The following is a 25,051-nucleotide window of genomic DNA, read 5'->3' as shown; positions in this document are numbered from 1 at the left end:
CGTAGGGGAGCGACTGACAAAGGGGTTGCGTCACCGTTCGACCCGAGGTCGGTCGCGAGGAACGAGCTATTCGTCGTCGCCGACGCGAACGACGTTGATGAGCGAGTGGACCGGGACGCCGTCGACCTGCTCGACGCCCTGCTTGTCGACGACGACCGCGCAGGCGACCGGGTTGCCACCCTCTTCGCGGACGGCCTCGATGGTCTCTCTCATCGTCGTCCCGCTCGTGATGGTGTCGTCGACGATGTAGCAGTCGCGGTTGCGGATCTGGGCGAAGTTCCGTGAGAAGCTCCCACCGAGGTCCTCGATGTCCCCCTCCTCCCACTGATGTTTGCGCGGGGCGTACGCGCCGAGGTCCGTGTCGAGCTCCCGTGAGACGACCGTCGCGATCGGGACGCCAGCCTTCTCGATGCCGACGGTGAGGTCGACCTCCTCGCCCTCCTTCGACAGCAGGTCGGCCATCGCCTGACCGAGATACGTCAGTCGGGTGCTGTCGCGACCGAGCGCACTCCAGTCGACGTGGATGTCGTAGGGGCCGCCGGACTGCTCGGTCGTCTCGTCGTTCGACAGGTTGGGCGTGCTCGACGCGCCGCTGCGTTCGACGAGCCAACTCGCCGTCTCCCGCGAGACGTTCAACTCGTCTGCGATCTCACCTTTCGACAGCCCTCGCTCGGCCAACTCGGCGGCACTCGCGATGAGGTCGTCAACGTTCTTCATACGCGCTGAATTGGACGGCGGTTTTTATAATGGTGTCCCCATCGTCGAACGCCCGCTCGAACTCGTCGAGTCCGTACACCCCAGTGACGAGTTCGTCGAGGAACCAGTCGGGAACCGTCGTCAGCGTCCGCGAGGCGGCCTCGAAGTGTCGGACGTTGGAGTTGACGCTGCCGACCATCGCCTTGTTGTGCAGCACCATCTCCTCGTGGAACTCCCCGCCGTCGACCTCGAACTCCCACGAACTCGGGACGCCGAGCAGCGCGGCCACACCGTTCGGCGCGAGCGCGTGGACCGACTCGAACGCGTGTTTCGCGTAGCCCGTCGCCTCGTAGACGAAGTCCACGTCCTCGTGTGCGTCGGGAATCTCGTCGACCGGCGTCTCGCGGGAGTCGACGTACGTTGCGCCCAACTCCTCGATGATGTCGATCGTCGGGTCGGGGCGGTCCCGACGGCCGAGACAGTAGAGTCGCTCGTAGTTCTCGTCGTCGTCGAGCATCGCCAGCGTCAGCAGGCCGAGACTCCCGTTGCCGAGTACGAGCGCCGACTCGGGCTCCCAGGTGAACGACGACCGCGACGCCTCGGCCAGTTCGACGGCCTTCTCCGTGATCGAGATCGGTTCGACGAGGAACCCCAGCTCCGCCTGCGACGGCGGGATCCGGACGAGCGCGTCGACGGGGCTGGTGAAATACTCCGCCATGAACCCGTGTTCGCCGACGATGCCGCGTTCGTGATACTGGCCCGCGGGCGCCATGTCGGGTTCGCCGCGCTCGAAGTACTCGTTGGTCCCGTTCGGCGGCCGCCGGACCGTCGGGACGACGACCTCACCCTCGTGGAACTCGGTCCCGTTCGGGTCCTCGACGACGCCGACTGCCTCGTGGCCCAAGACGAGATGATCCTCTCCCTCCGGGAACCCACCGTGGCCGCCGCTGATGACCTCGTGGTCGGTGCCGTCGACGCCGACGCGGAGCGTCCGCACGAGTACCTCTCCCTCCTGCGGCTCCGGAACGGGCTTGTCGACGACTACCGGAGTGTTCGTTCCTTCACGAACTGCAATGGCTTTCATACCTCCCTCTGTGAAGTCCACCACCAAAACATTTATTCTCTTTCGAGTAAAGAATCAAACGTCGGTGAGCATCCGAACGCGTGCTGTCCAGCCCCAGTCGCGTTCGTCCGCGCATGTACCAGCCAGCCACCACGGTGCTCACCGCACCCGTGCCACTCTCTGACTCCCCTCTGCTTCGAGCGACCGCGTTCGTTCCGACCGTTCGCTTCTCGAACCGTAATCACCAAACCCCAGAGTCGCCATCGTCTCCCCATGTACGAGGCGGTCTACGCGTACCCCGACGGTCAGAGTACGGCAGCCCGGTTCGCCGACACGGCCGCCCGCTACGGCTACGAAGGGGTCGTCGTCCGCGCTCGCGAGGCGACGCCCGACTACGCCACGCTCCGCGACGCCGGCTACGACGTCGTCGACGGCGTCGAAGTCGTCGCCGACACGCCCGACCAGGCCAGCGGCGGCATCGGCAACTACCGACCCAAGACGACGCTCTTGCTACTCCGCGGGGGGACGAACGCCCTCAACCGGTTCGCCGTCGAACAGGAACGAGTCGACGTGCTCACCCGACCGATGGCCGACGACGGGGACTTCAACCACGTTCTCGCGCGGGCGGCCAACGAGAACGGCGTTCGCGTCGAGTTCGACCTCGGCCCCGTGCTCCGGCTCGACGGCGGCCACCGCGTCCAGGCGATCCGTGACCTCCGGAAGCTGCGTGAACTCGTCGAGCAGTACGACGCCCCCTACGTCGTCAGCGCGACGCCCGAATCGCACCTGCAACTCCGCGCGCCGCGGGAACTCGTCGCCGTCGGCGAGACGATCGGCTTCTCGGCCGAGCAGCTCCGCGAGGGACTCGCCGAGTGGGGCCGACTCGCCGAGCGAAACCGCCGACTGACGTCCGAGTCGTTCATTGCCCCGGGTGTCGAACGGGGCAGATATGAAGAAGACGATTGAGGAACACGCCGACCGCTTCTCGGAGATCGCCGCCGACTACGACGACTCCCAGTCGAGCGACGAGTACGAGGCCTGCGCCTCGCTCGTCGTCGACTACGCCGACCCCGGGCCGGAGGACGTCGTCCTCGACCTCGGGACGGGGACGGGAGCCATCGCGCTCGCGCTCGCGCCGAACGCGAAGCGCGTCGTCGGCCGCGACATCAGCGAGGGGATGCTGGAACAGGCTCGGAAGAAAGCAGCCGAACACGGTATCCAGAACGTCGAGTTCGGCGAGGGACGCTTCCGCGACCCGAACTACGACGGCCCTGTCGACAACGAGTCGTCGGAGACGCCTCGAGCAGACGCTCGCGATGCTCGCGTCGACATCGTCGTCTCGAACTTCGCGATGCACCACCTCTCGGACGAGGAGAAACGCGAGGCCATCCAGGTCGTCGCCGACCTCGGTCCTCGCAGATTCGTCCTCGGCGACGTGATGTTCTTCGGCGAACCGAACCCCGACGACCCGTTCTATAGCCCCGAGGTCGACGACCCGGCGACCGTCGGAACGCTCGCCGACGCACTCACGGACGCCGGGTTCGCACTCACGGCGGTCGAGTCCGTCCACGACCAGGTGGGCGTGCTCGTTGCCGAACGAACTGCACAGACCGACGCCGAATGAAGCACCTCCCGAAACACATCCGACCGCGGTGGCGGTATCTCGCCGTCGAGCTCGAGACGTGGCCGGACGCCGACCTCTCCCGTGGGGCGTTCCAGCGCGAACTCTGGTTCGCCGCGCAGAACCTCGTCGGCGACGCCGGAAGCGCCGACGCCGACCTGACGGTGCTGGATTTCCACTTCTCGGGCTGCGTCGGCGAGACGGTCGTCAGAGCGCGTCGCGGACACGTCTCGGAGGCGCGCGCGGCGCTGGCCTGCATCGACGAGGTCAGCGGACAGCCGGTCGGCCTCCGGGTGCGCGGCGTCTCGGGCACGGTACGTGCCTGTGAAGAAAGGTATTTACGACGCCCGGCCGGAGTTCCCGAGGAGAGAAGCGTCGTGTTCGCGAACGCCGACCGGACCGCCCTGGCACGGGATACGGTCCTCGACGTGCGTCTGCCGTCGGGGTTCGTGGGAGCGACGGAACTCGATTTCGAGTGATACTCTATGCAGGGACAAGCGCAACAGCAAGCGTACGACCGCGGCATCACCATCTTCTCGCCCGACGGACGCCTCTACCAGGTCGAGTACGCGCGTGAGGCGGTCAAGCGAGGGACAGCGAGCATCGGCATCCGGACGGCGGACGGCGTCGTCCTCGCGGCGGACAAACGCAGTGGGTCGCCGCTGATGGAGCCGTCCAGCGTCGAGAAGATCCACAAGGCCGACGACCACATCGGCGTCGCGAGCGCCGGCCACGTCGCCGACGCCCGCCAACTCATCGACTTCGCCCGTCGGCAGGCGCAGGTCAACCGCCTCCGCTACGGTGAGGCCATCGGTATCGAGACGCTCACCAAGGAGATCACCGACCACATCCAGCAGTACACGCAGGTCGGTGGCGCTCGTCCGTTCGGCGTCGCCCTCCTCATCGCCGGCGTCGAGAAGGGGACCCCCCGGCTCTACGAGACGGACCCCTCCGGCACGCCCTACGAGTGGAAAGCCGTCTCCATCGGTGCGGACCGCGCCGAGATCCGCGACTACCTCGAGGAGCACTACCGCGAGGACATGGACCTCGACGCCGGAATCGGGCTCGCCGTCGAGGCGCTCGGTGAGGTCAACGAGGAGGGACTCTCCCCCACCGGCATCGGCGTCGCCACCGTCGACGTCGAGACCGAGCAGTTCAGCCAGCCCTCCGAGGAGGAACTCGAAGAGATCCTCGCCGAGCACGACGTGCTCGCCAGCGAGGACGACGCCGACGACGAGCCCGAGGAAGAAGAGTAAGTCCCGCCGACCCGTTCTTTCGTTTTCGGTATCTCAGCAAACGGTAGCGCGGAGCCTCCTTTCTCAACGAGCGTCGAAGACGCGAGTAGGGAGGAGAGGAAGCGCGTTCGAAAACAGTTAACATACTTGACAATATGCTCCGTTTTACTGTCGCCCTCGCACAAGTTGGGGACGATAGGCGTCGCCAGTAAACCGACGCCTGTGGCGCGATACCAACGCGTCCTGTACTCGGGAACGACGACCGCAAGCGGGTTCGACTCCCGCCCCTTACTTGAGGGCAGAGCGCGAGAACACCGAGAATTAAATCGACGGGACAATCCATGCGGACGGTCGAAGGTGGGCCTGAAAGCCCCTGCCCGAAGCGTGGACGGTAATAGGAAGTCGGGCCGTGTCCATGCATGGGGAGCAGGGTACAATGTCGTTGTGGGAAAAGCCCTGTCCTCAAGGAGTGACCGACCGTCGCAAGACGGGCGAGAGCGAGTAGGGCAGGGTAGTTTACTAGCCGAGCGACCGCCGTGTGAGGATCGCGACGAGCGACGGCACCTGCTGTCGCTCTCTCGTCTGGTCTCCCGACGAAAACGGAGGACGGCCGTTCGAACAGAACTGCGGCGTCAGTAGTCGTCGTACGCGAGATTCATCAGCCACTGCGAGAAGGCGTCGCTGTTGGCGTTGATCTCCTCCTCGCCGATGAACGGCGAGAGCATGTCGCCCGCCATCAGGAGCGAGAAGTCGAGATCCTTCGCCGCCGGCTGGAGGTAGAAGGTGTTGTGTCCGTTGTAGACCGTCTCCTCGCGCTCGATGAGTCCGGTCGAGGCCAGCGCCTCGGCGATCCGACTCCCCTTCCGGGAGGAGACGTCCAACTCCTTCCAGAAGTCGCTCTGGTGGATGCCGCCGGACTGGCGGATGAGTTCGAGTCCGGCACGCTCGTCCGCCGAGAGCTCGGCTTCCGTCTCGGAGGCGCTCACGCGGACCACCCCGACGTCGTGTGCTCGCTCATACTCTTACAAGGAAGTGGCCCCTCCTTATATTTGGCTTTCCACCGGCAGATAGTCCGTCTCGCAGGGCGGTCCGGGCGCGAACCGATAGCTCGCCCGGAGCGTCCCGTCGTCGTCGCGCCCGAGTCTGACGAGCGACGACGAGCGCGTCCCGTACCGCTCGGCGTGGATGCAGACGCCGTACTCGTGGTCTCCGAGGACGTCGGCCGCGCGGTCGAGCCACACATCGGCCGTCTCGCCCGCCTCGGGACGGAGCGCGTCGCGGACGGCGCGGGCGTTCGCCGCCTGTCGTCGTCCGATCTCCGGCCGGCGGTCCGGCACGAAAAAGGAGTCGTCGGTGCCGACGTTGACGACGACGTGGACGCCGGGGTCGTACTGGCGGACGTGCAGGTGGCCGTCCCACTCCAGGAGGTACGCCGCGTCGGCATCGGCGACGACGAGGTTGAACCCCTCGTACTCGTGGGCGTCGACGGCGTCCGCGACGAGGTCGAGCGCCGCCTCGGCGCTCTCCTGTCTGAGCGCGTCACGGACGAGCAGGCCGCGCGACCGCTCGCTCGTGAGTCCCGTCACCCAGCGATTGGTGATGCCGACGAACAGTCCGTACTCGTTGTAACCGACCCACGTTCCGCCCGCATCGACGTCGCGCGGGGCGACGACCGCGGGGTCGTCCTCGATCCTCGTGGGCGGCTCCGACGGTCGGTCGAGCGCCTCGTCGCGGTTGGCGGCGACGACGACGGGCGCGTCCTCGAAGGCCTGCCACGCGATGGTGAGTGTGCACACGGGGGCAGGTAGGGGTGGCGCGAAAATAACAATGAGTGGTGAACTGGGGCGAGTCGGACGAGGAGCTGTGCCCCGCTCAGCGCTCGACGGTCGGAAACAGCGCGTCGACGTCGACCGTCTCGTCGACCAGTTCGTACTCGCGGCCGTCGCGCTCGACGACGCCGTGGCGGGCGAGATGGTCGAGGTGGGCGTACGCCTCGCCGGGACCGTGGAGGATGTGGATCGCCTCGAGGTCGCCGAACAGGTGGGCGCTGACGGTCCAGGTGTCGCAGGGCCCGTGTTCGGCGAGGACGCCGACGACGTTCTCGGTGCGTTCGCGGTGGTGGTCGAGGATGGTCAGCGCGCGGGCCGCCGGGTCGTCGATGACGTCGCGGTGGCCGGGCCACGCGCGAGACAGGTCGAGGTCGACGAGTCGCAGCAGGCTGTCGACGTACTGCGCCAGCGGCGAGTCGACGCGGAGGTCCGCGCCGCCGACGTTCGGGGTGTACTTCGGGAGGATGGCGTCGCCGACGAACGCCTCGCGACCGGAGTCGCCGTCGAAGGCGAACGCCGAGAGCCCGGCGGCGTGCCCCGGGAGGTGGACCGCCTCGAACGTCCGTCCGTTGACGTCGAACGTCTCGCCGTCGGTGAACGGAGTGACGTCGACGTCCTCGCCGGCGAGTTCGTCGTGAGAGCCGAGAAACGACAGCAGCTGTTCGCGCGACTCGGCGGGCATCCCCCAGTCGTCGAGCGCCCGCTGGAGCCGCTCGTCGTCGGCGTTCGCCGCGGTCTCGTCGCCCGCGACGAGCGGTGCGTCCGCCTCGTGTATATGGACGACTGCACCGCTCTCTCGCTGGAGTTCACCTGCGAGTCCGGCGTGGTCGTGGTGCCAGTGCGTGAGAAAGATCTCGTCGACGTCGGCGACGGTCAGGTCGTGGACGGCGAGCCCGTCGCGTAACTGGTCGCGCACGTCCGGGAGGGAGACGCCGGCGTCGACGAGGACAGTTCGGTCACCGTCGAGCAGGTAGACGTCGTTCTTCCCCTCGAAGACGGTGTTGCCGAGTTGGATGCGCTTCATACGCTCGTGGCTCGGCGCGCAGAACTATGAGGGTTCCTCATTCCACGTCGGAAGAGCGACGGGAGGAGAGGATCAGAACTCGTCGGGGTTCGACTCGTTGCGCCGGTAGCGGTTGACGCGACGATATCCAACCAGCGTCCCCGCCTCGTCGAACTCGATCTCGTACCGACCGAGGATGTCCTGCGTGTCCGGCACGGACTTCCGTTCGATCATCTCGACGACCGACACCCACTGGTCGCCGCGTTGCGTCACCTCGATGATCCCGTCGAGGTCTCGGTTGATGAGGTCGGGCGCCAGCTCGACGGTCTGGTTGCGGATGTCGAGCAAGCCGACCGATCCCGTCGACGTTCCGTCGGCGGTCGTATCGTCGGTAGTGTCGTCTGCCACGTCTTCGTCGTCACCTTCGGTCTCGGCGTCGGTCTCCGTCTCCGAGTCACTTTCGGATTCGTCTTCGTCCGCGTCGTCCTCGTCCGCTGTCTCGGCAGCGTCTTCTCGGGCCTCGTCGTCTCCGTCCGACACGTCCCCGTCGACGAGCGAGAGGAGCTGTGACGCCGTCGCCGCGCCGATCCCCTCGATGTCGTACAGTTCGCTCTGGTCGATCGAGCGCAGGTCTCCGATCGTCTCGACGCCTGCGTCTGTCAGTGCCTCCGCTGTCTTCGGCCCGATGCCGTCGATTGATTCGATATCTGCCGATTCGTCCATGTCCGTTGTCACGAAACTAAACCTCGGTTTGGTGAGTGGTCAGCAGGTGACGCCGTTAGGACGACGCTTCGACGCCTGCTCGGCTCTTCTCGACCTTCTGCTCGTGTTTCCGGGCCGAGGTCGTCTCGATCTCGAGGTCGCGGATGTCGTCCAGGTCGCCAGTCTGGGTGGCTTGCTCTATCTTCGATATTTCGGAGGCGTACGTCAGGAACGTGTCGACCGACGCGGCGACGACACGCGCCTCGATCGTCAGGATCTCGATACCGACGACGGAGATCCGTGCCCAAACGTCGATGACGATCCCCTTGTCGAGGATGCGGTCGAGCACTTCCGCGAGGCTTGACGAGTTTGGTGATGCTGATGCGGGCATACTAGGGCCGTCTCCTGCCTCCCTGTTAACTACACCGGCCGTTTCCGCCTACTGTCTCCGTCGCCGGCCGAAAGCCATACCCGTGCGCTGGGAGAAGCTACACCGATAGCGTGGCCCCATGAGTGGAAATCATCTCTACACCTACGGCGTCGTCGACGACGAGGAGTTCGAACTGGACGTCACCGGCGTCGACGACGGGACGCCGATTCGGACGGTCCAGTACCGGACGCTGTCGGCCGTCGTCAGCGACATCGACGACCTCGAACCCGAACGGTCGGACGAGAACGTCCGCGCACACGACGAGGTGCTCCGCGAGGTCATCGAGGCCGGCGACGGCCGCACCGTCGTCCCGATGCAGTTCGGGATGGTGTTCAAGACCGGACGGACGCTCAAGAGCGTCCTCCGGAGCGGCCGTCGCGCGTTCCGGAAGGCGCTGCTCGACGTCGACGGGATGGTCGAACTCGGCGTCAAGGTCGTCGTCGACGAGGGCGAGACCGTTGACGAGGAGGTCCTCCAGGGCGTCGCCGACCGACTCACCGCGGCCGCAGAGCGTGACGTCAAGAACGACCTCTTCAGCGACCGGCTCGTGTTGAACCGGGCGTACCTCGTCGACTACGACGAACAGGAGGCGTTCTCGGAAGTCGTCCAGGCAATTCGCGACGACTACGAGGACCTCTCGATCCAGTACAGCGGCCCGTGGGCGCCGTACAACTTCGTCGACATCGAGATCGGGGCGACACAGTGAGATGCTCCTCGTCGACGACCTCCTCCTCAAGCCGTTCGTCTCGCTGCTCAACACCATCCACTCGATGGCGGTCGAAGAGATCCACGACCTCGACGCGATCCGCGACGAGCTCAAGGAGAACCAACTGCTCTACGAACTCGGCGAGCGCTCCGAGGCCGAGTACCGCGAGCGACGAACCGAACTGGAGGAACGACTGGAGGTCGCCGAAGCGGCTCACGAGAACCTCCAGGGGAGAGTCGAGGTGAAACGATGACGAACGACACGCCCGACAGATCGGACGACGACCGCCCCGAGCGCGAAAGCGGGATCCTCGGCTCGCTCCGTCGCTTCCTGGAGACGCTTCAGGAGATGGAACAGCAGGGCGAGTCGACCCGACACGGACGCGTGAGCTCCGACCGCGGCGTCGCCGACTACTCCATCCACGTCGGTCCCGCCCGTCGTGACGAGATGGACGAGCGGACCCCACGCCCGGAAGTGTCGCCCGACTCGCCGACGACCATCCGCGAGACGGAGGAGGGGTTCATCGTCCATCTGGATCTGCCAGAGGCCGAAGGCAACACGGTCGTCACCGGCGTCGACGGGCGAACGCTCGTCGTCGGCACGGACGACACCGTCTTCAGACGCGTCGACGTGCCGCGTAGCGGACTGACGGTCGTCGCGGGCGCGTACCGAAACGGCGTACTCGAACTCCACCTCGAAGCCGAGGAGGACCAGACCCATGAGTGAAGATACCACCGACGACGCGCAGCCGGAAGAGGAAGAGACCGCCGAAGAGACGACGGAGGCGGAGTCTGGAGCGGAAGAGACGACCGAGCAAGAAGCGACGACCGAAGCGGAGTCGGGAGAGTCGGAGGAGGCCTCGGACGAGGAGACGACGGACGGAGACGGCGTCACCGACGTCGTCACCGTCGAACACGCCCCGGACGCCGTCGAGGAGGCCACCGACGTCGCCGCCGACAGCGTCGGCGACGCGAGTGACCTCGTCGAGGAGACGGAGTCGCTCCTGCGCGAACTGCTCGCCCTCGACGACGACCCCGAGTCGCAGCAACGCGCCGCGGAGATCTTCGAGGACCTCCGCGTCGTCGCCGACGAGGCCGAGGAGTTGCTCGGGACGGTCGACTTCGAGGAGCTCCCCGACGCGGTCGACGCGAGCGAACTCCCGGACACCGTCGACGCGAGCGAACTCCCGGACGCCGTCGCCAGCGGCGACCCGAAGCAGGCGGTCGAACTGCGGAACCTCAACGAGCTCGTCGAACTCACCGACCTCTGGGACGCGGTCGACGTCCGGGAGTTCTGGCGGAACAAACGCGAGTTCGACGACGCCGTCGAGGACCTGTTCGAGCAGGAGTCAGACGACGCTGCCGACGACGAGTCGGACGACGGACTGCTCGACGACGCTGCCGACCTCGTAGACGACGGGAGCGACGACGCTGCGGACGCCGCGGACGAGGACGACGGCCTCCTCGATCGCGAGAGCGGCCTCTTCGGCGACGAGGAGGAAGAGGCGACCGACGCTGCGGACGCCGCGGACGCCGCGGACGAGGACGACGGACTGTCGAAACCCGAACTCGGGATGCTCGAGACCGACGAGTCGAAGCAGGCAGCCATCCAGAAGAAGATCAGCAACTCCGTCGGAGAGTTCCGCGGGAGCATCCTCGACGCCCGTGAGCGACTCGAGAAGATCGTCGAGAAGAACCAGGAACGAACCGAGCCGGCGGGACAGCCGGACTCGCGGAACCCGACCGCCGTGTCGACGATGCCCACGTCGCGGGCGGACTTCGGCGGGTCGACCCGCTTCTCGACGGTACCCGAGGAGACGCGCTACTCGAACGCGCCGAACCGCCCGCGCATCTACGGCCAGCGGTTCGACGACGCGAACGAACGGAGAGAGAACGACGATGACTAACGGAACAGCCCCAACCCGACAGAAGGACAGCCTCGCCGACGTCGTGGAGATGCTCCTCGACAAAGGCGTCGTCATCAACGCCGACATCGCCGTCTCGGTCGGACAGACGGAGCTGCTCGGCATCAAACTCCGGGCAGCGATCGCATCGTTCGAGACGGCTTCGCAGTACGGTCTGGAGTTCCCCGAGGGGACCGACATGGAACGCGTCGAGGAGGCGTCCCAGCGGCGCGACCTCCGCAAGCCGCCCGAGCGCGGCCTGTCGACGCGCGTCGGTACCGTCGACCCCGAGGAAGAGGAAGACGACGAGACGACCGACGACGAGACGGCCGTCGAGATCGACACAACCGACGCCGATACCGACGCCGGCGACGAAGCGGAGTCACCCGACGGCGGAACCGACGCAGACGAGGAGACAGAACCCACTGACGACACAGACGGGAGCGAAGACGACGAGGCGACGGACGAACGGGCCGCCGAGCAGCCGACGGAGACAGACGGCACCGACGACCGATGACGACGATAGACATCGACGGCGACGAGGCGACAAACGGGTTGACGACGCTCGTCGTCACCGTCGTCGAACTGCTGGTCGACGCGCTCGAACGGGAGGCGATCCGCCGGATGGAGTCGGGGTCGCTCACGGACGAGGAGATCGAGCGCCTCGGCCAGCAACTGGCGGCGATGGAGGACGAACTGGAGCGGCTCAAAGAGGAAGAAGGGATCGACGACGACGTCGACCGCCTGCGCGGCGACCTCGACTCGCTCGTCTCCGACGCCGTTCAACAGATGGACCACGACCGCCGCGGCGCGGTGCTGGGGGAGATGACCCGTGAGTGAGCCCGAGACCGCGTTCGACGAGGGGCGATACCTCTACTGTGTCGTCACCGACGGCGACGGGTCGCTGTCGACGACGGGACTCGAGGACGAGCCGGTCCGCGTGATCCGCGAGGCGGGCCTCGCCGCCGTCGTCCACGACTGCAGCTCCCTCTACGACTCGGACTCCGCGACGGAGATCCAGCGGTGGATCCTCGCCCACCAGTCGGTCGTCGACGACGCGGGCGAGGCGTTCGGGACGCCGCTGCCGTTCCAGTTCGACACCATCGTCCGCGGTGACGACGAGGCGGTCCGGTCGTGGCTCCGCGAGGAGGAGGCGACGCTGACCGACCACCTCGACGCGCTCGCCGGGCGCTGGGAGTACCGCATCGAGGTCGTCTGGGACGAGGACGCCGCACGCGAGGAGCTCGAGGCGGCCGACGACGAACTGCAGGAGCTCGCCGAGCGCCGGGACGCCGCCGACGAGGGGACGGGGTTCCTCCTGAACAAACAGTACGAGACGCGGCTCGACCAACTGCTGAGCGAACAGCGCCGCGCGGAGGCGGCCGACCTCGCCGAGCGCATCGGCAGCGAGGTGACGGAGCTCGTCGACCTCGGCGAGCGCTCGACGGTCGGCCTCGACGTCGGCGGGGCCGACGAGGAGGTCGACGTGCTGGCGCGCTTCGCCGTCCTCGCGACCGACGACGAACAGGAGGCCGTCGGACTGCTGCTCGACGACGTCGCCGCCGACCCCGGCATCGAGGTCCGATTCACCGGTCCGTGGCCGCCGTACACGTTCACACCCGAACTCGGAGAGGAGGGACCCGATGCGTCCGACGAAGTCTGACGACGACGCGCTCGTCGACCTCGTCGACGTCATCCTCCGGAAGGGGGCAGTCATCGAGGCCGACGTCGTCATCGCCGTCGCCGACATCCCGCTGGTCGGCCTCAAACTCCGCGCGGCGCTCGCCGGGATGACGACGATGACGGAGTACGGCATCTTCGAGGACTGGGACGAGGCCCAGCGGCTCAGAAACCGCGAGACGGCCGGTCAACGGTTGGAGTAGCCGCTCACGTCCTCACGTGGTCGCTCGTCTCTCGGTTCTCTCTCGATTCTGAGCTCTCGCCTCTCGATGGCGAGACGCTCGTTCGGCGAGCGTCCAGCGTTGATTTTGCTCGGTTTCCCGATACATTGAAAACGTGGCATGTCGTAGCCGTCCTCGTCACAGGGTATGCCCGAAAACTTCTACGACCTGCTCGGCGTCGACGAGGACGCGACGGAGGACGAACTCAAGCGCGCGTACCGACAGCGTGCCCGCGAGTACCATCCGGACGTCAACGCCGACGCCCGCGCCGGAACGCAGTTCAAGACGGTTCGCCGCGCGTACGACGTGCTCCGGGACGAGACGGAGCGGTCGGCCTACGACCGCCTCGGTCACGAGACGTACGTTCGAGAGCGGATGAAAGGGCTGCCCACGTCGTCGCCGTCGTCTCCATCCTCTCCTGCGGACTCCGGCGACTCGACGACCGCTTCGGGCTCGCAGACCGGCTCGACGTCACAGACCTCCTCGACCGCGACGGCGTCTTCGAGCGCGACGAACGACCGGTCGACCGCCTCCGGATCGACTCGGTCCACGTCGTCCGCACGCTCCACGACGTCGTCGTCGACGGCGGCGAACCGTTCGACTGCCGACGGGACGAGGACGACCCGAACCGCACGTTCGTCGCAGACGACGGGACGACGGTACCAACCACAGGAGTCGACGACGCCGTCGGATCGGCGGCGGCGCCTGCGGAACCGGTGGGTGGCCGTCTTCGTCGCCGTCGGCGTCTACGTCGCCGGCCTCGCGCAGTTCGCGCTGGCCAGCGGCGCCGCTCTCGAGTCGTTCCTCGCCCGGCTGGCCGCCGACCCCGCGGCAGCGCTGACGACCGGGTGGGGGCTCGGGTCGCCGACGGCGGTCGTCCAGTCGCTGGCGGCCGACCCCTCGCTCGTACTGCTGTTCCCGCTCGGGGCGCTCCTCCTACCGGCCGCCCTCGTGACGACGGTCGTCGAGTTCGGCCGCGGGACGGCGTGGCTGTATCTGTTCGGTGCGCTCGGTCCGCTCGCCGGCCTCGCCGTCGGGGCGCTGTCGCCGACGGTGGCCGGCGTCGACCTCGCGCTGTTCGTCCTCCTCCCCGTCGCCGCGGCGCTCGTCTTCCTCGGTGACGTCGGGCGATATCTCGTGGCGACACGCTAACCTCTTTCACCCCGGGCGTCACCGTATGAACGTATGGGACTTCCGCCGAACCACGTCTGGCGAATGCGGTTGCGTGGCGTCAACGCCTATCTCGTCGACGCCGACGTGCTGACGCTCGTGGACGCCGGGACGCCGTGGGACGCAGAGCGCATCCGGACGCGTATCGAGAACGTCGGTCACGACGTGGCGGACATCGACCGCGTGCTGCTCACGCACTACGACCTCGACCACGTCGGCACGCTCGGGAAACTCGACCTCGACGCCGAAGTCTATCTCGCTGCCCCCGACGCCGACTACTTCCGTCGAACCGAGTCGCCGCCGCTGACGAATCACAAGGGGTTGTTCCAGCGGTTGACCGGACTGCTCCTCTCGGAACCGACGTTCCCCGTCCACACCGTCGACGACGGCCAGCGGATCGGCCCGTTCGTCGCCCACCACACGCCCGGCCACACGCCCGGCCACACGGCTTACGTCCACGACGAGTACGACGTTGCGTTCGTCGGCGACCTCGTCCGCACCATCGACGGCGAACTCCACCCCTCCCCGTGGGTGCTCTCGTACAGCCTCCGCGACGTCAAGCGGAGCATCCGGAAGTTGGCCGACCACGCTCCCGATACCGAGGTGCTCGCAGTCGGCCACGGCAACCCTGTCCGCGCAAACGGCGGGATCGCGCTTCGACAGTTGGCCGATAGACTCTGAACCGCTCGGCCATCCAGTCGGTCGAGATACACTTTTGTCGCTGTCCCGTCTGACTTCTGGTGATGCCCCGTTTTCCCAGCTCTCCCCGTACCTTTTCGGCCCACTCCCGACGCGCCTTCCTCGCACTCGGTGCGGCGGCCACCACGGCGCTCGCCGGTTGCAACGCCGCGTCGGTCGAAGCGCGCGAGCAGACGACCGACACCGTCGACGTCGCCGACGCGACCGACCTCGTCGTCACCAACCGCAACGGGTCGGTGACCGTCGAGACGGCGGACCGCGAGACCGTCGAACTCACCGCCACCAAGCGGAGTCTCGTCGGACGCGACGCCTTCGACGACGCGACCGTCCAAACGGAGGTCGCCGACGGAACGCTCTCGGTCGGCGTCGACTACGCCACCGACCGGGCACGTCGCGTCGCGGTCGACCTCGATCTTCGCGTCCCGGCGTCGCTCTCGGTCTCCGGCGTCGAGACGCAGAACGGCTCCGTCGACGTGGCGGGGACGAGCGGCGACGCGACGATCACGAGTCAGAACGGGACGGTCACCGCCACCGACGTCGACGGGTTCGTCACGCTCACGACGAACAACGGCACCGTCGAGTCGACCGGCTGTACGGGCGTCGACGGCGTCCGAACTGCCAACGGCACCGTCGACGTCGAGGTGCTCGACATCCGGCGGGACGTCGACGTCTCCGCCGCCAACGGCTCCGTCGAGGTGTCCGTCCCCGCCTCACTCGACGCCGAGGTAGAGCTCACGGCGGGCAACGGCACCGTCGACGTCGAGGGGTTGGACCTCGCGAACCTCGAACGGACGTCTCGCCGGCTCACGGGGCGGCTGGGCGACGGCGGCAACCGCCTCCGGCTGTCGGTCTCCAACGGGTCGGCCGACCTCGTCGCGCTCGACGGGTAGCCCGCTCGCCTCACCGGTCGGTCGACTCGTCGACCCTATCGTCCCCGTCACCGTCGGTCCGGATCTCCGCTGCCCGTCCCCGGACGCGTGCGACGAACTCCGGCGGGAGGTCGTCGATCTGTCCGGCCTGCACCGCCCAGAGGTTGGCGTAGAGCCCGTCGCGCGCGAGCAGTTCCTCGTGAGTTCCTCGCTCGACGACCCGCCCGTCGTCGAGGACGACGATGCTGTCCGCGTGCCGAACCGTCGAGAGGCGGTGAGCGATGACGACGGTGGTCCGCTCGGCGGTGAGGTCGGCGATCGACTGTTGGATCAGGAGTTCCGTCTCGGTGTCGACGGCGGACGTCGCCTCGTCGAACACGAACACGTCGGGATCGGCGAGCACTGCCCGCGCGATGGAGATGCGCTGGCGCTGCCCGCCGGAGAGTTTCACGCCGCGTTCGCCGACGAGCGTGTCGTAGCCGTCCGGGAGGTTCCGGACGAACTCGTGGGCGTTGGCCCGCCGAGCGGCGTCTTCGACCTCCCGCTCGCTCGCGTCGGGGCGGGCGTAGGCGATGTTCTCTCGGACGGTCCCGTAGAACAGAAAGGGGTCCTGACTGACGTAGCCGACCGCCGACCGGAGGCTGTCGAGCGTCACCGTCCGGAGGTCCTGGCCGTCGATGCGCACCGCTCCGGAGTCGGGGTCGTACATCCGGACGAGCAGTTCGACGACGGTCGACTTCCCCGCCCCCGTCGGGCCGACGATGCCGAGCGTCGTCCCGCCGGGAACCGTGACGTCGACGTCGCGGAGCACCGTCCCGCGACCGTACCCGAACGAGACGTCGTCGTACTCGACCGTGCCGCGCGTCACCTGTAGCGGTTCGGCGTCGTCGGCGTCGCGGACGGCCGCCTGCGTGTCTGCGAGGTCGAAGACGCGCCGTGCGGAGGCTTTCGCCCGCTGGTAGAGGTTGATGATCTCGCCGAACTCCGAGACGGGCCAGACGAGCGTCTGCGTGAGGAAGATGAACGTGACGAACGTCCCGACCGTCAGCGATCCAGGGACGCCGACGACCGACCCCTGTAGGACCCACAGTCCACCGGCCAGGAAGGTGAGGACGAAGCCGACGCCGGCGATGACGCGGAGCGACGGGAAGAACGTCGTGCTGATGCGGATGGCCGCCCAGTTCTTCTCGAAGTAGTCCCACGAGGCGTGGGCGACGCGGTCGCGTTCGTACGTCTCGGCGGTGCTCGTCTTGATGATGCGGACGCCGCCGAGGTTGTTCTCGAGACGGGAGTAGAGGTCGGCGAGACTCTCCCGCACCGCGGCGTACGTCGGTTGGTAGATGCCGACGTAGCGGTAGGTGAAGTAGGCGACGAACGGCACGGGCGCGAGGGCGACGAGCGCGAGCGACGCGTCGAGCGCCAGCAGGATGACGACGATGCCGCCGACCATCACGCCGAGACGGGACGCGCCGTCGACGCCGCCGTTGAGGAACTGTTCGAGGTTGTTGACGTCGTTCGAGAGGATGCTCATCAGTTCGCCCGTCTGTCGACTGTCGAAGAACGCCGAGTCGAGTCGCTGCAGTCGGTCGTAGCTGTCGACCCGGAGGTCGTGTTGGATGCGCTGGGCGAAGCGGTTGAGCGCCCGGCCGCGCAGGAGGTGGAACGCCGAACTCGTGAGAAACGAGAGGGCGACGAGCCCGCCGACGAGGAGGAACTGCGCCGCGGGCGTCGCCGGAAGCCACGCCGTCGGGGCGCCCGGGAGACCGAACGCTCGCTCGTCGAGCAACACCGTGTCGACGGCGAGTCCCAAGAGCAGTGGTGGCATCAGGTCGGCGACGCGCGCGACGAGACTCGCGAGGAGTCCGAGCGCGAGCGCGTGCCAGTGGTCACGCCCGTAGGTCCGCAGGAGGCGACCCATCGGGTTCCGTGACTGCCGTGGTTCCATCCTCTCTCTCAGGCGCCCGAGGAGCAAAACGTTGCCCCGCCGGACGGCCGAGAGTTTATGACCCGCCTTTCCGTCATGTTCGTTGATGTCAGAACACAACCTCCACTCCTACGAGGAGACCTACGAGTCGTTCGACTGGGACGACCTCTACGCGGAAGCCGACTGGGACGCCCCCGACCGACTGAACATCGCGCACGAGGTCTGCGACCGCCACGCCGCCGACGGCGAGAACGTGGCGCTGCGGTACGTCGGCACCGACGGCGAACGCGACTCGCTGACGTTCGCGGAACTGAAGCGGCAGTCGAACCGCTTCGCGAACGTCCTCGAGTCGCTTGACGTCGACCGCGGCGACCGCGTGTTCTCCTACATGCCGCGCGTCCCCGAACACTACGTCGCGCTCGTCGGGGCGCTCAAGCGGGGTGCCGTCTGGGGGAGCGTCAACGAGCGGTTCGGTCCCGACGGCATCGCCTACCGCCTCGACGACTGTGACGCGAAACTCGTCGTGACCACGGCCGAGAACGAGGAGACGGTCGAACGCGCGCTCGACGACGCCCCCAGCGTCGAGACGGTGATCGTCCTCGGCGCGGACGAGGCCCGCGGCGACGAGCGGCACGACGACGTCGACTTCGAGCGGGCGATGGCGAACGCGAGCGACGAGTACCGGGCCGCCGAGACCGGCGGCGAGGACGACGCGTTACTGTACTACACCAGCGGGACGACCGGGTTGGCGAAGGGCGTACTCCACAAACACCGGTGGGTCGCCGGCGTCGCCGCCACCCAGCGGTACGCCGCCGACCTCCAAGAGGGCGACCTCTACTGGTCGACGGCCGACCTCGGCTGGCTGACCGGCCCCATCAACACGCTCGGCGCGTGGTTCTGGGGGACGACGCTCTTCACCTACGAGGGCGAGTTCGACCCCGCGACGTGGGCCGACCTGCTCGACGAGTATCCCATCTCCGTGCTGTTCAGCGTCCCGACCGCCTACCGGATGCTGCGGGCCAACGAGGAGGTGCTCGCCGGCACCGATCTCGATCTACGACACGCGCTGTCCATCGGCGAACCGCTCTCGGCGGGCGTCGTCGACTGGGGCGAAAAGCGGCTGGGCGTCACCATCCACGACACCTACGGCCAGACCGAGACGGGCAACATGGTCGTCAACAACTATCCGACGATGGAGATCAGACCGGGGAGTATGGGCAAACCGCTCCCGGGCGTCACGTCGGCCATCGTCGACCCCGAGACGGGCGAGGAGTTGCCGCGCGGCGAGACGGGCGAGATCGCCCACCGTGGCGACTTCCCGTGTTTCTTCGCGGAGTACTGGCAGAAACCGGAGCAGACGCGGGACTGTTTCGTGAACGACTGGTATCTCTCGGGTGACCTCGCGCGGATGGACGAGGACGGCTACATCTGGTTCGAGGGCCGCGCGGACGACGTCATCCTCTCGTCGGGTTACCGAATCGGTCCGTTCGAGGTCGAGTCGTCGCTCGGCGAACACGAGGCCGTCGCCGAGGCGGCCGTCGTCCCCAAACCGCACCCCGAACGCGGGAACATCGTCAAGGCGTACGTCGTCCTCACCGAGGACTACGAGGAGAGCGACGAGCTGGCCGAGGAGATCAAACAGCACGTCCGCAACGAGCTGTCGGCCCACGAGTACCCCCGCGAGATCGAGTTCGTCGACGACCTGCCGAAGACGGTCACCGGAAAGATCCGACGGACGGAGCTCCGCGACCGGACGGCCGACCCGACGGCGTAGGCTATCGTCCGGACGAGAGATCCCTCTCAGAGGTTCGAGTGACAGCAGACCCGCGTAGAGCGCGGGTCTGTGACTGACCAAGCCAACTGCGAAGAGCACCAGTCTCGCAGTTACCCGGCGCGCATCGGCGGTCTGTCGTTCCACACCACGCGCGCCAGTATCCTCTTGGACGGATGCTGTAAAAAGTGCTACGTTCCTACCAATACCGGCCAGCCGGTGCAATATTTTCACTCGCTTGGAAATCAATCACGCCCACGAAGCGAACAAAATGCGAATACCATAAATGTCTCAGAGATTTTACTGGACGGTTGCACAATCCCGCTGGAAATCGCGGAACAATCACAATTGTTAGCGACAGTTACCGGACGAAGTACGGGTCGTCGCCGGCGAGGAAGCGCCCGAGGTCGGCCTCGCGGCGGAAGTCGGTCGAACGAAGCGTCTGCAGCGCGTCGACGAGCCTCTCGTGGTCACCGTCGTCCCACTCGCTCGGGTCCCGGATCGGGACGACGAGGAAGCCGCTCCCGCGGAGTTCGGTCGCGTGGAGCGTCTCCATGTCGACGGTCGTCTTGTGCGCCCGTGCGGTGTAGTTCTCGAGGACGTACCGCGTCGCCCGCTCGCCCACCGGGAGGAGGACGTGCGCGGCGATGGCGCGGAGTTCGGCGTCGAAGAAGCGCTCCATGTCGCCGTACGACGACTCGCTAGGGTCGCCCTCGCCGTCGGGGAGACACATGTGCAGATACGAGAAGAACGTGCGGCGCATCCCCGGTTCGGTTCCGACGCTGCGTAGCAGGCCGCCGTCGGCGAGCGCCCGCTGGAGTCGGAACCCGCTCTCGCCGGTGAACGGGACGCCGCTGTCGACGCCGCCGTGACGACCCGGATGGTCGCCGACGACGTGGAAGTCCGCGTTGGCGTCGCCGTACCCCGGGACGAACTGCTCGCAGGACGGGCGCATTCCGAAGGGGTTGCTCGTGCGGTCGGTGACGTTTCTCACGGGCGTGTGTACGTCTCTGTGAGGTTTTAGGTGACGTGGTTTCGGCCGATACTGCGTCGCCGAGAGGCCACGAGGACGTTCAGAGTTCGACGCCGGAGGGGATGAGACTCTTCGCGCGGAGCAGACTCCCGTCGGCGTCGTAGACGAGGAAGGTACGCTTCTCGTAGGCGACGAGCGGTTCGTCGTCGACGGTGATCTCGACCCGGTATCGACCGTCGTCGACGTCCGTCGACGCGCCGTACTCGCGGGCGGCGCGGATGAACTTCAGGACGTCGTCGGCGTCCTCGTTCAGTTCGAGGACGAAGTCCCCGGTGATGCGGTTGGTGACGCCGACCACGCCCGTCGCGTCGGGATCGTCCAGCGACGCCTGTAGACGGAAGGCGACGTCGGTCTCGCCGGCGGAGAGCAGATCGTCCTCGGCACCCGTGAGGCGCTCTCGGAGCAACTCCTCCGGTCCGTGGAAGTCGATGCGGACGAGTGGCTTCTCCGGGTCCGCACCGCGGTCGACCCAGTCGATGTGTTCGACAGTCAGTTCGAAGTAGTCACGCCTCATTCCGTACACGGGTCTTGGATAGCCCAGCGTATGAACGTAACGCCCCCGACAGTCGGTGACACGCACGTAGGCGACGCTACAGCCTCTACGTTGTTAATTGAACGAATTTCTACATTGTACTATTCTGGCAGTCCGTCCGTCAGTCCCGTGCTCGGTTTTAAGTACTGGCATCCAGTAGAGAGGTCCAGTTGAGTCGGAGTCACATGTCACGAGACGAACCCCGGTCGAAGGCGCAGACGCAGACGGAAGAGGGGTCGCTTTCGACACTCCGACGACACGTGGTTCGCGCGATGGAGGTGCTACGCGGGTCGACCGTCGAGGGCCGGCCGTTCCGGCCGGGCGAAGACGGCACGCTCTCGACGTTCACGACGCCGGCGGGACACGAGGAGGTCGACCGCTACTGGGTGAACGCGCCGTTCGCCTACGCCGTCGTCACCTACGACGGAGAGGCCAGCGAACACCACTACCACGTCGTCGAACCCGACGTCGGCGAGTTCACGGCGACGCTCATAGACCGCGTCGTCGTCGACATCCGCGACCCGCTTCTGTACCGCCCGCCGGAGACCGACGCCGACGACGTGGTCGGCGAGTCGGTGCTCCGCGAGGAGCTGACGGCGCTCCTCCAGCAGTACGGCGTCGACGTCGACGCGACGACGTATCACACCGTCCTCTACTACCTCTATCGGGACTTCGTCGGCTACGGGAAGATCGACGCGCTCCTCCACGACGCCCACATCGAGGACGTCTCGTGTGACGGCTACGACCTCCCCATCTTCGTCTACCACGACGAGTACACCGACGTCGAGACGAACGTCGTCTTCTCCGGCGAGGAGCTCGACGACTACGTCGTCCGTCTCGCCCAGCGGTCGGGCCGCCACGTCAGCGTCGGCGACCCCGTCGTCTCCACGACGCTCCCCGACGGGTCGCGGGCGGAGCTCTCGCTCGGCCGGGAGGTGACGCCGCGCGGGTCGGCGTTCACCATCCGACAGTACGCCGACGAACCGTTCACGCCGATCGACCTGATCGAGTACGGGACGTTCTCCGTCGAGACGATGGCCTACCTGTGGCTCTGTATCGAGCACAACAAGTCGCTCATCTTCGCCGGCGGGACGGCCTCCGGGAAGACCACCGCGATGAACGCGGTGTCGATGTTCATCCCGCCGCGGGCGAAGGTGCTCACCATCGAGGACACCCGCGAACTCTCCCTCCACCACGACAACTGGCTCGCCAGCGTGACCCGCGAACAGCTCCACGACGGCACCGACATCGACATGTACGACCTGCTGCGGTCGGCGCTCCGACACCGCCCCGAGTACATCGTCGTCGGCGAGGTCCGCGGCGAGGAGGCGGTGACGCTGTTTCAGGCGATGAACACCGGCCACACGACGTTCTCGACGATGCACGCCGACAGCATCGAGACGGTGATCAACCGGTTGGAGAACGAACCGATCAACGTGCCGCGGGCGATGGTCCAGTCGCTCGATCTCCTCTCGGTGCAGACGCTCACCCGACTCGAGGGCGAGCGCGTCCGACGCTCGAAGGTCGTCGGCGAGATCGGTGGCATCGACCAGCGGACCGGCGAACTCGACTACTCCTCGGCGTTCCGGTGGGACGCCCAGACCGACACGTTCAGCCGGAGCGACAGCGACCTGCTGGCGGAGATCCAGGCCGAACGCGGCTGGTCGCGGTCCGAACTGCTCGCGGAGGTCCGCCGACGGGAGCGGTTCCTCGAGACGCTGCACGAACGCGGCGTCAGCGACTACCGTCGGTTCACCGCGCTGATCAACGAGTACTACGCCGACCCCGAGGCGGCGACCGCTCGACTCGCCGACGGCCTCGAAGCCACGGGGCGGAGCTGATGCTCTGGTCGGTCCCGCTCGGGTTCGTCGGCGTGGTCTGTCTCGTCGTCGCGCTGGATCACACCGACGACCGCGTCCGCCTCGCCGTCACCCGCCTCGGGTTGGCGCTCTTCGGCGACTACGTCGAGACGGCCGACGGCGCGCAGCGCCAGCGACGGCGGATGCACGCCGCACACGTCGGCGTCACCCACCGGGTGTACGCGTCGCGGACGCTGCTGTACAGCACGCTGTTCGGCGTCGTCGGGAGCGTCCTCGGCGTCTACCTCGCTGCGGGCGTCGTGTCGGCGCTGTCGGTCTCGGCAGCCGAGATCCGCGCGTCGCTCCCCGCCGTCCTCGGCTTTCTCGGCGACCTCGCGGCGCTCCCGTCGCTCGCGCTCGGCGAACTGTTCGGGCTGTTGCTGTTCGCGAGCGCCACCGTCGGGACGGTGCTCGCGGTCGGGTCGTACTGGGCGCGGTGGCTGTACCTCGATCAGTTGGCCGTCGCTCGGGCCAGCGCCATCGAGGCGACGCTCCCTCGGACCGTCGCGTTCGTCTACGCGCTCTCGCGCAGCGGGATGGCCGTTCCGACCGTGCTCGCGACGCTCGTCGACAACCGCGCGGTGTACGGGGCCGCGGCCGACGAGGTGGGCGTCGCCGTCCGGGACATGGACGCCTTCGGCACCGACGTGCTGACCGCGCTCCGACGGGTCGCCCGCCGGACGCCCAGCGAGCAGCTGGGTGAGTTCGCTGAGAACCTCGCGAGCGTCCTCTCCAGCGGGCGGAACCTCTCGACGTTTCTCCACGGGCAGTACGAACGGTATCAGGAGGAGGCACGGGCCCGACAGGAGCAGTATCTCGAACTGCTCGCGACGTTCGCGGAGGTGTACGTCACCGTCCTCGTCGCCGGTCCGCTCTTCTTCATCACCATCCTCGTCGTCGTCGGTCTCGTCATCCAGGACACGCTCGGGATCGTCCGGTTCGTCAGCTACGTCGCCATCCCGCTCGGGACCGCCGGGTTCGTCGTCTACGTCGACAGCGTGACTCAGACGCCGGGGTCGGGCGACGGCAGCCACCTCGTCGAACCGGGGGAGGGCGCTCGCCGGTTCGTCGCCGACGGCGGAGCCGTCTCCGGCGCGTCGACTGCGAACGAGGCGTCGACCGCGAACCACCAGCGCCTGCGTGCGTACGACAGACTTCGCCCGCTCCGGCGCTGGTTCGACGACCCCTGGGAGACGGCGTTCGGACGCCCCGAGCGGTCGCTCGTGCTCACCGTCCCGCTCGGCCTGCTGTGGGTCGCCTGGCGCGTCGACTGGTCGGCCCAGTTACCCCCACTCGCTCGTTTCGATCTCGCAGCGGTGTTCGCTGCTGTCGACGAACCGCTCGTCCAGGCGACGATCGTCGTCCTCGGCACCTTCGCCCTCGCCTACGAGGTCCGGAAGCGTCGCCTCCGGACGATGGAGGCCGCCGTCCCCGACTTCCTCGACCGGATGGCCAGCGTCAACGAGGCGGGCGTGACCGTCGTTCAGAGCCTCCAGCGGGTGGCTCAGAGCGACCTCGGCGGGTTGACGCCGGAGGTCGAACGGACGTGGCGGGACGTCCAGTGGGGGGCCGACGCGGAGACGGCGCTCCGCCGGATGGCCGTCCGGACGTCGTCGCCGACGGTCGCGCGCGCGGTGACGCTCGTCACGAACGCGATGCGGGCGACCGACGACGTCGCTCCCGTCCTCCGCATCGCCGCCGACGAGGCGCAGGCGAGTCGGCGACTCCGCCGAGAGCGACGCACCGAGATGGTGACCTACCTGCTCGTCATCTACATCTCCTTCTTCGTCTTCTTGGGCATCGTCGCCGCCCTGTCGGTGTCGTTCCTGCCGGCCGTCGAGGCGACCCAGACGGTCGGCGGCGGGTCGGCCGCGGGCAGTCTCCCCACGGGGAGCGTCTTCGGCGGCATCGACGACGTCGACACCGACGCCTACCGACTGCTGTTCTTCCACGCGTCGGCCGTCCAGGCGGTCTGCTCGGGACTCGTCGCCGGCCAACTCGGCGAGGGGTCGGTCGCCGACGGCGTGAAACACGCGGCCGTCCTCCTCGTCGTCGCCTACGCCGTGTTCCTCGTCGTCTGAATCGACGCCCGTCGAGTCGGCGGG

Annotated in this window: 28 protein-coding genes; 18 read left to right on the top strand and 10 right to left on the bottom strand. The window is 67.4% G+C overall.

Annotation, left to right across the window (positions count from 1 at the left end):
* Window positions 1-66: 66 nt before the first annotated feature.
* Together gfcR and EOHIBHHM_RS01275 are read right to left on the bottom strand one after the other, a co-directional pair.
* A complete protein-coding gene (gene gfcR, locus EOHIBHHM_RS01280) occupies window positions 67-717 on the bottom strand; it encodes a transcriptional regulator GfcR (RefSeq protein ID WP_497253851.1) in 651 nt (216 codons plus the stop codon).
* Window positions 704-1,780, bottom strand: coding sequence for a glucose 1-dehydrogenase (locus tag EOHIBHHM_RS01275; RefSeq protein WP_497253849.1), 1,077 nt, complete (start codon window positions 1,778-1,780; stop codon window positions 704-706). The genes gfcR and EOHIBHHM_RS01275 overlap by 14 nt, the downstream gene beginning before the upstream one ends.
* 252 nt (window positions 1,781-2,032) lie before the next feature.
* Here EOHIBHHM_RS01275 and EOHIBHHM_RS01270 point away from each other — a divergent pair, with 252 nt between their 5' ends.
* From EOHIBHHM_RS01270 to psmA, 4 genes are read left to right on the top strand one after another with little or no spacing between them, the layout of a single operon-like run.
* On the top strand, window positions 2,033-2,725 hold the full coding sequence (locus EOHIBHHM_RS01270; protein WP_497253847.1) for an RNase P subunit p30 family protein: 693 nt from the start codon (window positions 2,033-2,035) through the stop codon (window positions 2,723-2,725).
* Window positions 2,709-3,383: a class I SAM-dependent methyltransferase gene (locus EOHIBHHM_RS01265; RefSeq protein ID WP_497253845.1), complete on the top strand. Its 675-nt coding sequence runs from the start codon at window positions 2,709-2,711 to the stop codon at window positions 3,381-3,383. The genes EOHIBHHM_RS01270 and EOHIBHHM_RS01265 overlap by 17 nt, the downstream gene beginning before the upstream one ends.
* Window positions 3,380-3,859 carry an Rpp14/Pop5 family protein gene (locus EOHIBHHM_RS01260; RefSeq protein WP_497253843.1) on the top strand — a complete coding sequence of 160 codons (480 nt, stop codon included), beginning with the start codon at window positions 3,380-3,382 and terminating at the stop codon, window positions 3,857-3,859. Before EOHIBHHM_RS01265 ends, EOHIBHHM_RS01260 begins: the two co-directional genes overlap by 4 nt.
* A 6-nt stretch (window positions 3,860-3,865) precedes the next feature.
* The gene (gene psmA / locus EOHIBHHM_RS01255; RefSeq protein WP_497253841.1) at window positions 3,866-4,636 is read left to right on the top strand and encodes an archaeal proteasome endopeptidase complex subunit alpha; all 771 of its coding nucleotides are present in this window, start codon (window positions 3,866-3,868) and stop codon (window positions 4,634-4,636) included.
* A gap of 611 nt (window positions 4,637-5,247) precedes the next feature.
* Here the strand turns inward: psmA and EOHIBHHM_RS01250 are convergent.
* The 5 genes from EOHIBHHM_RS01250 to gvpA all read right to left on the bottom strand — a co-directional run bounded on the left by EOHIBHHM_RS01250 (window position 5,248) and on the right by gvpA (window position 8,540).
* Window positions 5,248-5,601, bottom strand: a complete 354-nt coding sequence (locus EOHIBHHM_RS01250; protein ID WP_497253839.1) for a helix-turn-helix transcriptional regulator — start codon at window positions 5,599-5,601, stop codon at window positions 5,248-5,250.
* A gap of 57 nt (window positions 5,602-5,658) precedes the next feature.
* The gene (locus EOHIBHHM_RS01245; RefSeq protein WP_497253837.1) at window positions 5,659-6,411 is read right to left on the bottom strand and encodes an NRDE family protein; all 753 of its coding nucleotides are present in this window, start codon (window positions 6,409-6,411) and stop codon (window positions 5,659-5,661) included.
* 76 nt (window positions 6,412-6,487) lie between these two features.
* Entirely contained in the window at window positions 6,488-7,468 is a 981-nt protein-coding gene (locus tag EOHIBHHM_RS01240) for an MBL fold metallo-hydrolase (RefSeq protein WP_497253835.1), read from the bottom strand.
* A gap of 72 nt (window positions 7,469-7,540) precedes the next feature.
* Window positions 7,541-8,182 carry a gas vesicle protein GvpO gene (gvpO, locus tag EOHIBHHM_RS01235; RefSeq protein WP_497253833.1) on the bottom strand — a complete coding sequence of 214 codons (642 nt, stop codon included), beginning with the start codon at window positions 8,180-8,182 and terminating at the stop codon, window positions 7,541-7,543.
* Between the two features lie 43 nt (window positions 8,183-8,225).
* Window positions 8,226-8,540 carry a gas vesicle protein GvpA gene (gene gvpA, locus EOHIBHHM_RS01230; RefSeq protein WP_497253831.1) on the bottom strand — a complete coding sequence of 105 codons (315 nt, stop codon included), beginning with the start codon at window positions 8,538-8,540 and terminating at the stop codon, window positions 8,226-8,228.
* 118 nt (window positions 8,541-8,658) lie between these two features.
* On the opposite strand from gvpA, the gene EOHIBHHM_RS01225 reads away from it, so the two are divergent.
* The 11 genes from EOHIBHHM_RS01225 (at window position 8,659) to EOHIBHHM_RS01175 (ending at window position 15,848) form a co-directional block, all read left to right on the top strand.
* Window positions 8,659-9,285: a GvpL/GvpF family gas vesicle protein gene (locus EOHIBHHM_RS01225; protein WP_497253829.1), complete on the top strand. Its 627-nt coding sequence runs from the start codon at window positions 8,659-8,661 to the stop codon at window positions 9,283-9,285.
* Between the two features lies 1 nt (window position 9,286).
* On the top strand, window positions 9,287-9,538 hold the full coding sequence (gene gvpG, locus EOHIBHHM_RS01220) for a gas vesicle protein GvpG (protein ID WP_089821087.1): 252 nt from the start codon (window positions 9,287-9,289) through the stop codon (window positions 9,536-9,538).
* Window positions 9,535-10,011: a gas vesicle protein GvpH gene (gene gvpH / locus EOHIBHHM_RS01215; RefSeq protein ID WP_497253827.1), complete on the top strand. Its 477-nt coding sequence runs from the start codon at window positions 9,535-9,537 to the stop codon at window positions 10,009-10,011. The genes gvpG and gvpH overlap by 4 nt, the downstream gene beginning before the upstream one ends.
* On the top strand, window positions 10,004-11,191 hold the full coding sequence (locus tag EOHIBHHM_RS01210) for a hypothetical protein (RefSeq protein WP_497253825.1): 1,188 nt from the start codon (window positions 10,004-10,006) through the stop codon (window positions 11,189-11,191). The genes gvpH and EOHIBHHM_RS01210 overlap by 8 nt, the downstream gene beginning before the upstream one ends.
* Window positions 11,184-11,705, top strand: a complete 522-nt coding sequence (gene gvpJ, locus EOHIBHHM_RS01205) for a gas vesicle protein GvpJ (RefSeq protein ID WP_497253823.1) — start codon at window positions 11,184-11,186, stop codon at window positions 11,703-11,705. The genes EOHIBHHM_RS01210 and gvpJ overlap by 8 nt, the downstream gene beginning before the upstream one ends.
* On the top strand, window positions 11,702-12,028 hold the full coding sequence (gvpK, locus tag EOHIBHHM_RS01200; protein WP_497253821.1) for a gas vesicle protein GvpK: 327 nt from the start codon (window positions 11,702-11,704) through the stop codon (window positions 12,026-12,028). The genes gvpJ and gvpK overlap by 4 nt, the downstream gene beginning before the upstream one ends.
* Entirely contained in the window at window positions 12,021-12,851 is an 831-nt protein-coding gene (gene gvpL, locus EOHIBHHM_RS01195) for a gas vesicle protein GvpL (protein WP_497253819.1), read from the top strand. Before gvpK ends, gvpL begins: the two co-directional genes overlap by 8 nt.
* Complete coding sequence (gene gvpM, locus EOHIBHHM_RS01190) at window positions 12,832-13,071, top strand: gas vesicle protein GvpM (protein ID WP_089821081.1); 240 nt, start codon at window positions 12,832-12,834, stop codon at window positions 13,069-13,071. The genes gvpL and gvpM overlap by 20 nt, the downstream gene beginning before the upstream one ends.
* A 165-nt stretch (window positions 13,072-13,236) precedes the next feature.
* Entirely contained in the window at window positions 13,237-14,241 is a 1,005-nt protein-coding gene (locus EOHIBHHM_RS01185; protein WP_497253817.1) for a DnaJ domain-containing protein, read from the top strand.
* Window positions 14,242-14,274: 33 nt separating this feature from the next.
* Complete coding sequence (locus EOHIBHHM_RS01180) at window positions 14,275-14,940, top strand: MBL fold metallo-hydrolase (protein WP_497253815.1); 666 nt, start codon at window positions 14,275-14,277, stop codon at window positions 14,938-14,940.
* Window positions 14,941-15,002: 62 nt separating this feature from the next.
* On the top strand, window positions 15,003-15,848 hold the full coding sequence (locus EOHIBHHM_RS01175; protein ID WP_497253813.1) for a DUF4097 family beta strand repeat-containing protein: 846 nt from the start codon (window positions 15,003-15,005) through the stop codon (window positions 15,846-15,848).
* Window positions 15,849-15,858: 10 nt separating this feature from the next.
* Here the strand turns inward: EOHIBHHM_RS01175 and EOHIBHHM_RS01170 are convergent, their stop codons facing one another.
* Entirely contained in the window at window positions 15,859-17,772 is a 1,914-nt protein-coding gene (locus tag EOHIBHHM_RS01170) for an ABC transporter ATP-binding protein (RefSeq protein WP_497253811.1), read from the bottom strand.
* Between the two features lie 85 nt (window positions 17,773-17,857).
* Here EOHIBHHM_RS01170 and EOHIBHHM_RS01165 point away from each other — a divergent pair, with 85 nt between their 5' ends.
* Window positions 17,858-19,525, top strand: a complete 1,668-nt coding sequence (locus tag EOHIBHHM_RS01165; protein WP_497253809.1) for an acetate--CoA ligase — start codon at window positions 17,858-17,860, stop codon at window positions 19,523-19,525.
* 358 nt (window positions 19,526-19,883) lie between these two features.
* Here the strand turns inward: EOHIBHHM_RS01165 and EOHIBHHM_RS01160 are convergent, their stop codons facing one another.
* Window positions 19,884-20,516 carry a uracil-DNA glycosylase family protein gene (locus EOHIBHHM_RS01160; RefSeq protein ID WP_497253807.1) on the bottom strand — a complete coding sequence of 211 codons (633 nt, stop codon included), beginning with the start codon at window positions 20,514-20,516 and terminating at the stop codon, window positions 19,884-19,886.
* 79 nt (window positions 20,517-20,595) lie between these two features.
* Complete coding sequence (locus EOHIBHHM_RS01155) at window positions 20,596-21,069, bottom strand: DUF5793 family protein (protein ID WP_497253805.1); 474 nt, start codon at window positions 21,067-21,069, stop codon at window positions 20,596-20,598.
* A gap of 203 nt (window positions 21,070-21,272) precedes the next feature.
* Between EOHIBHHM_RS01155 and EOHIBHHM_RS01150 the strand changes: the two genes are divergently transcribed.
* The gene (locus EOHIBHHM_RS01150) at window positions 21,273-22,928 is read left to right on the top strand and encodes a type II/IV secretion system ATPase subunit (RefSeq protein ID WP_497253803.1); all 1,656 of its coding nucleotides are present in this window, start codon (window positions 21,273-21,275) and stop codon (window positions 22,926-22,928) included.
* Window positions 22,928-25,027 (top strand): type II secretion system F family protein, encoded by a 2,100-nt coding sequence (locus EOHIBHHM_RS01145; protein ID WP_497253801.1) that lies wholly within the window; start codon window positions 22,928-22,930, stop codon window positions 25,025-25,027. Before EOHIBHHM_RS01150 ends, EOHIBHHM_RS01145 begins: the two co-directional genes overlap by 1 nt.
* The last annotated feature ends 24 nt before the right edge of the window (window positions 25,028-25,051 follow it).

It is taken from the genome of Halogranum roseipondis, from assembly GCF_059695585.1.
This window is presented reverse-complemented; position numbering and strand designations above follow the sequence as displayed.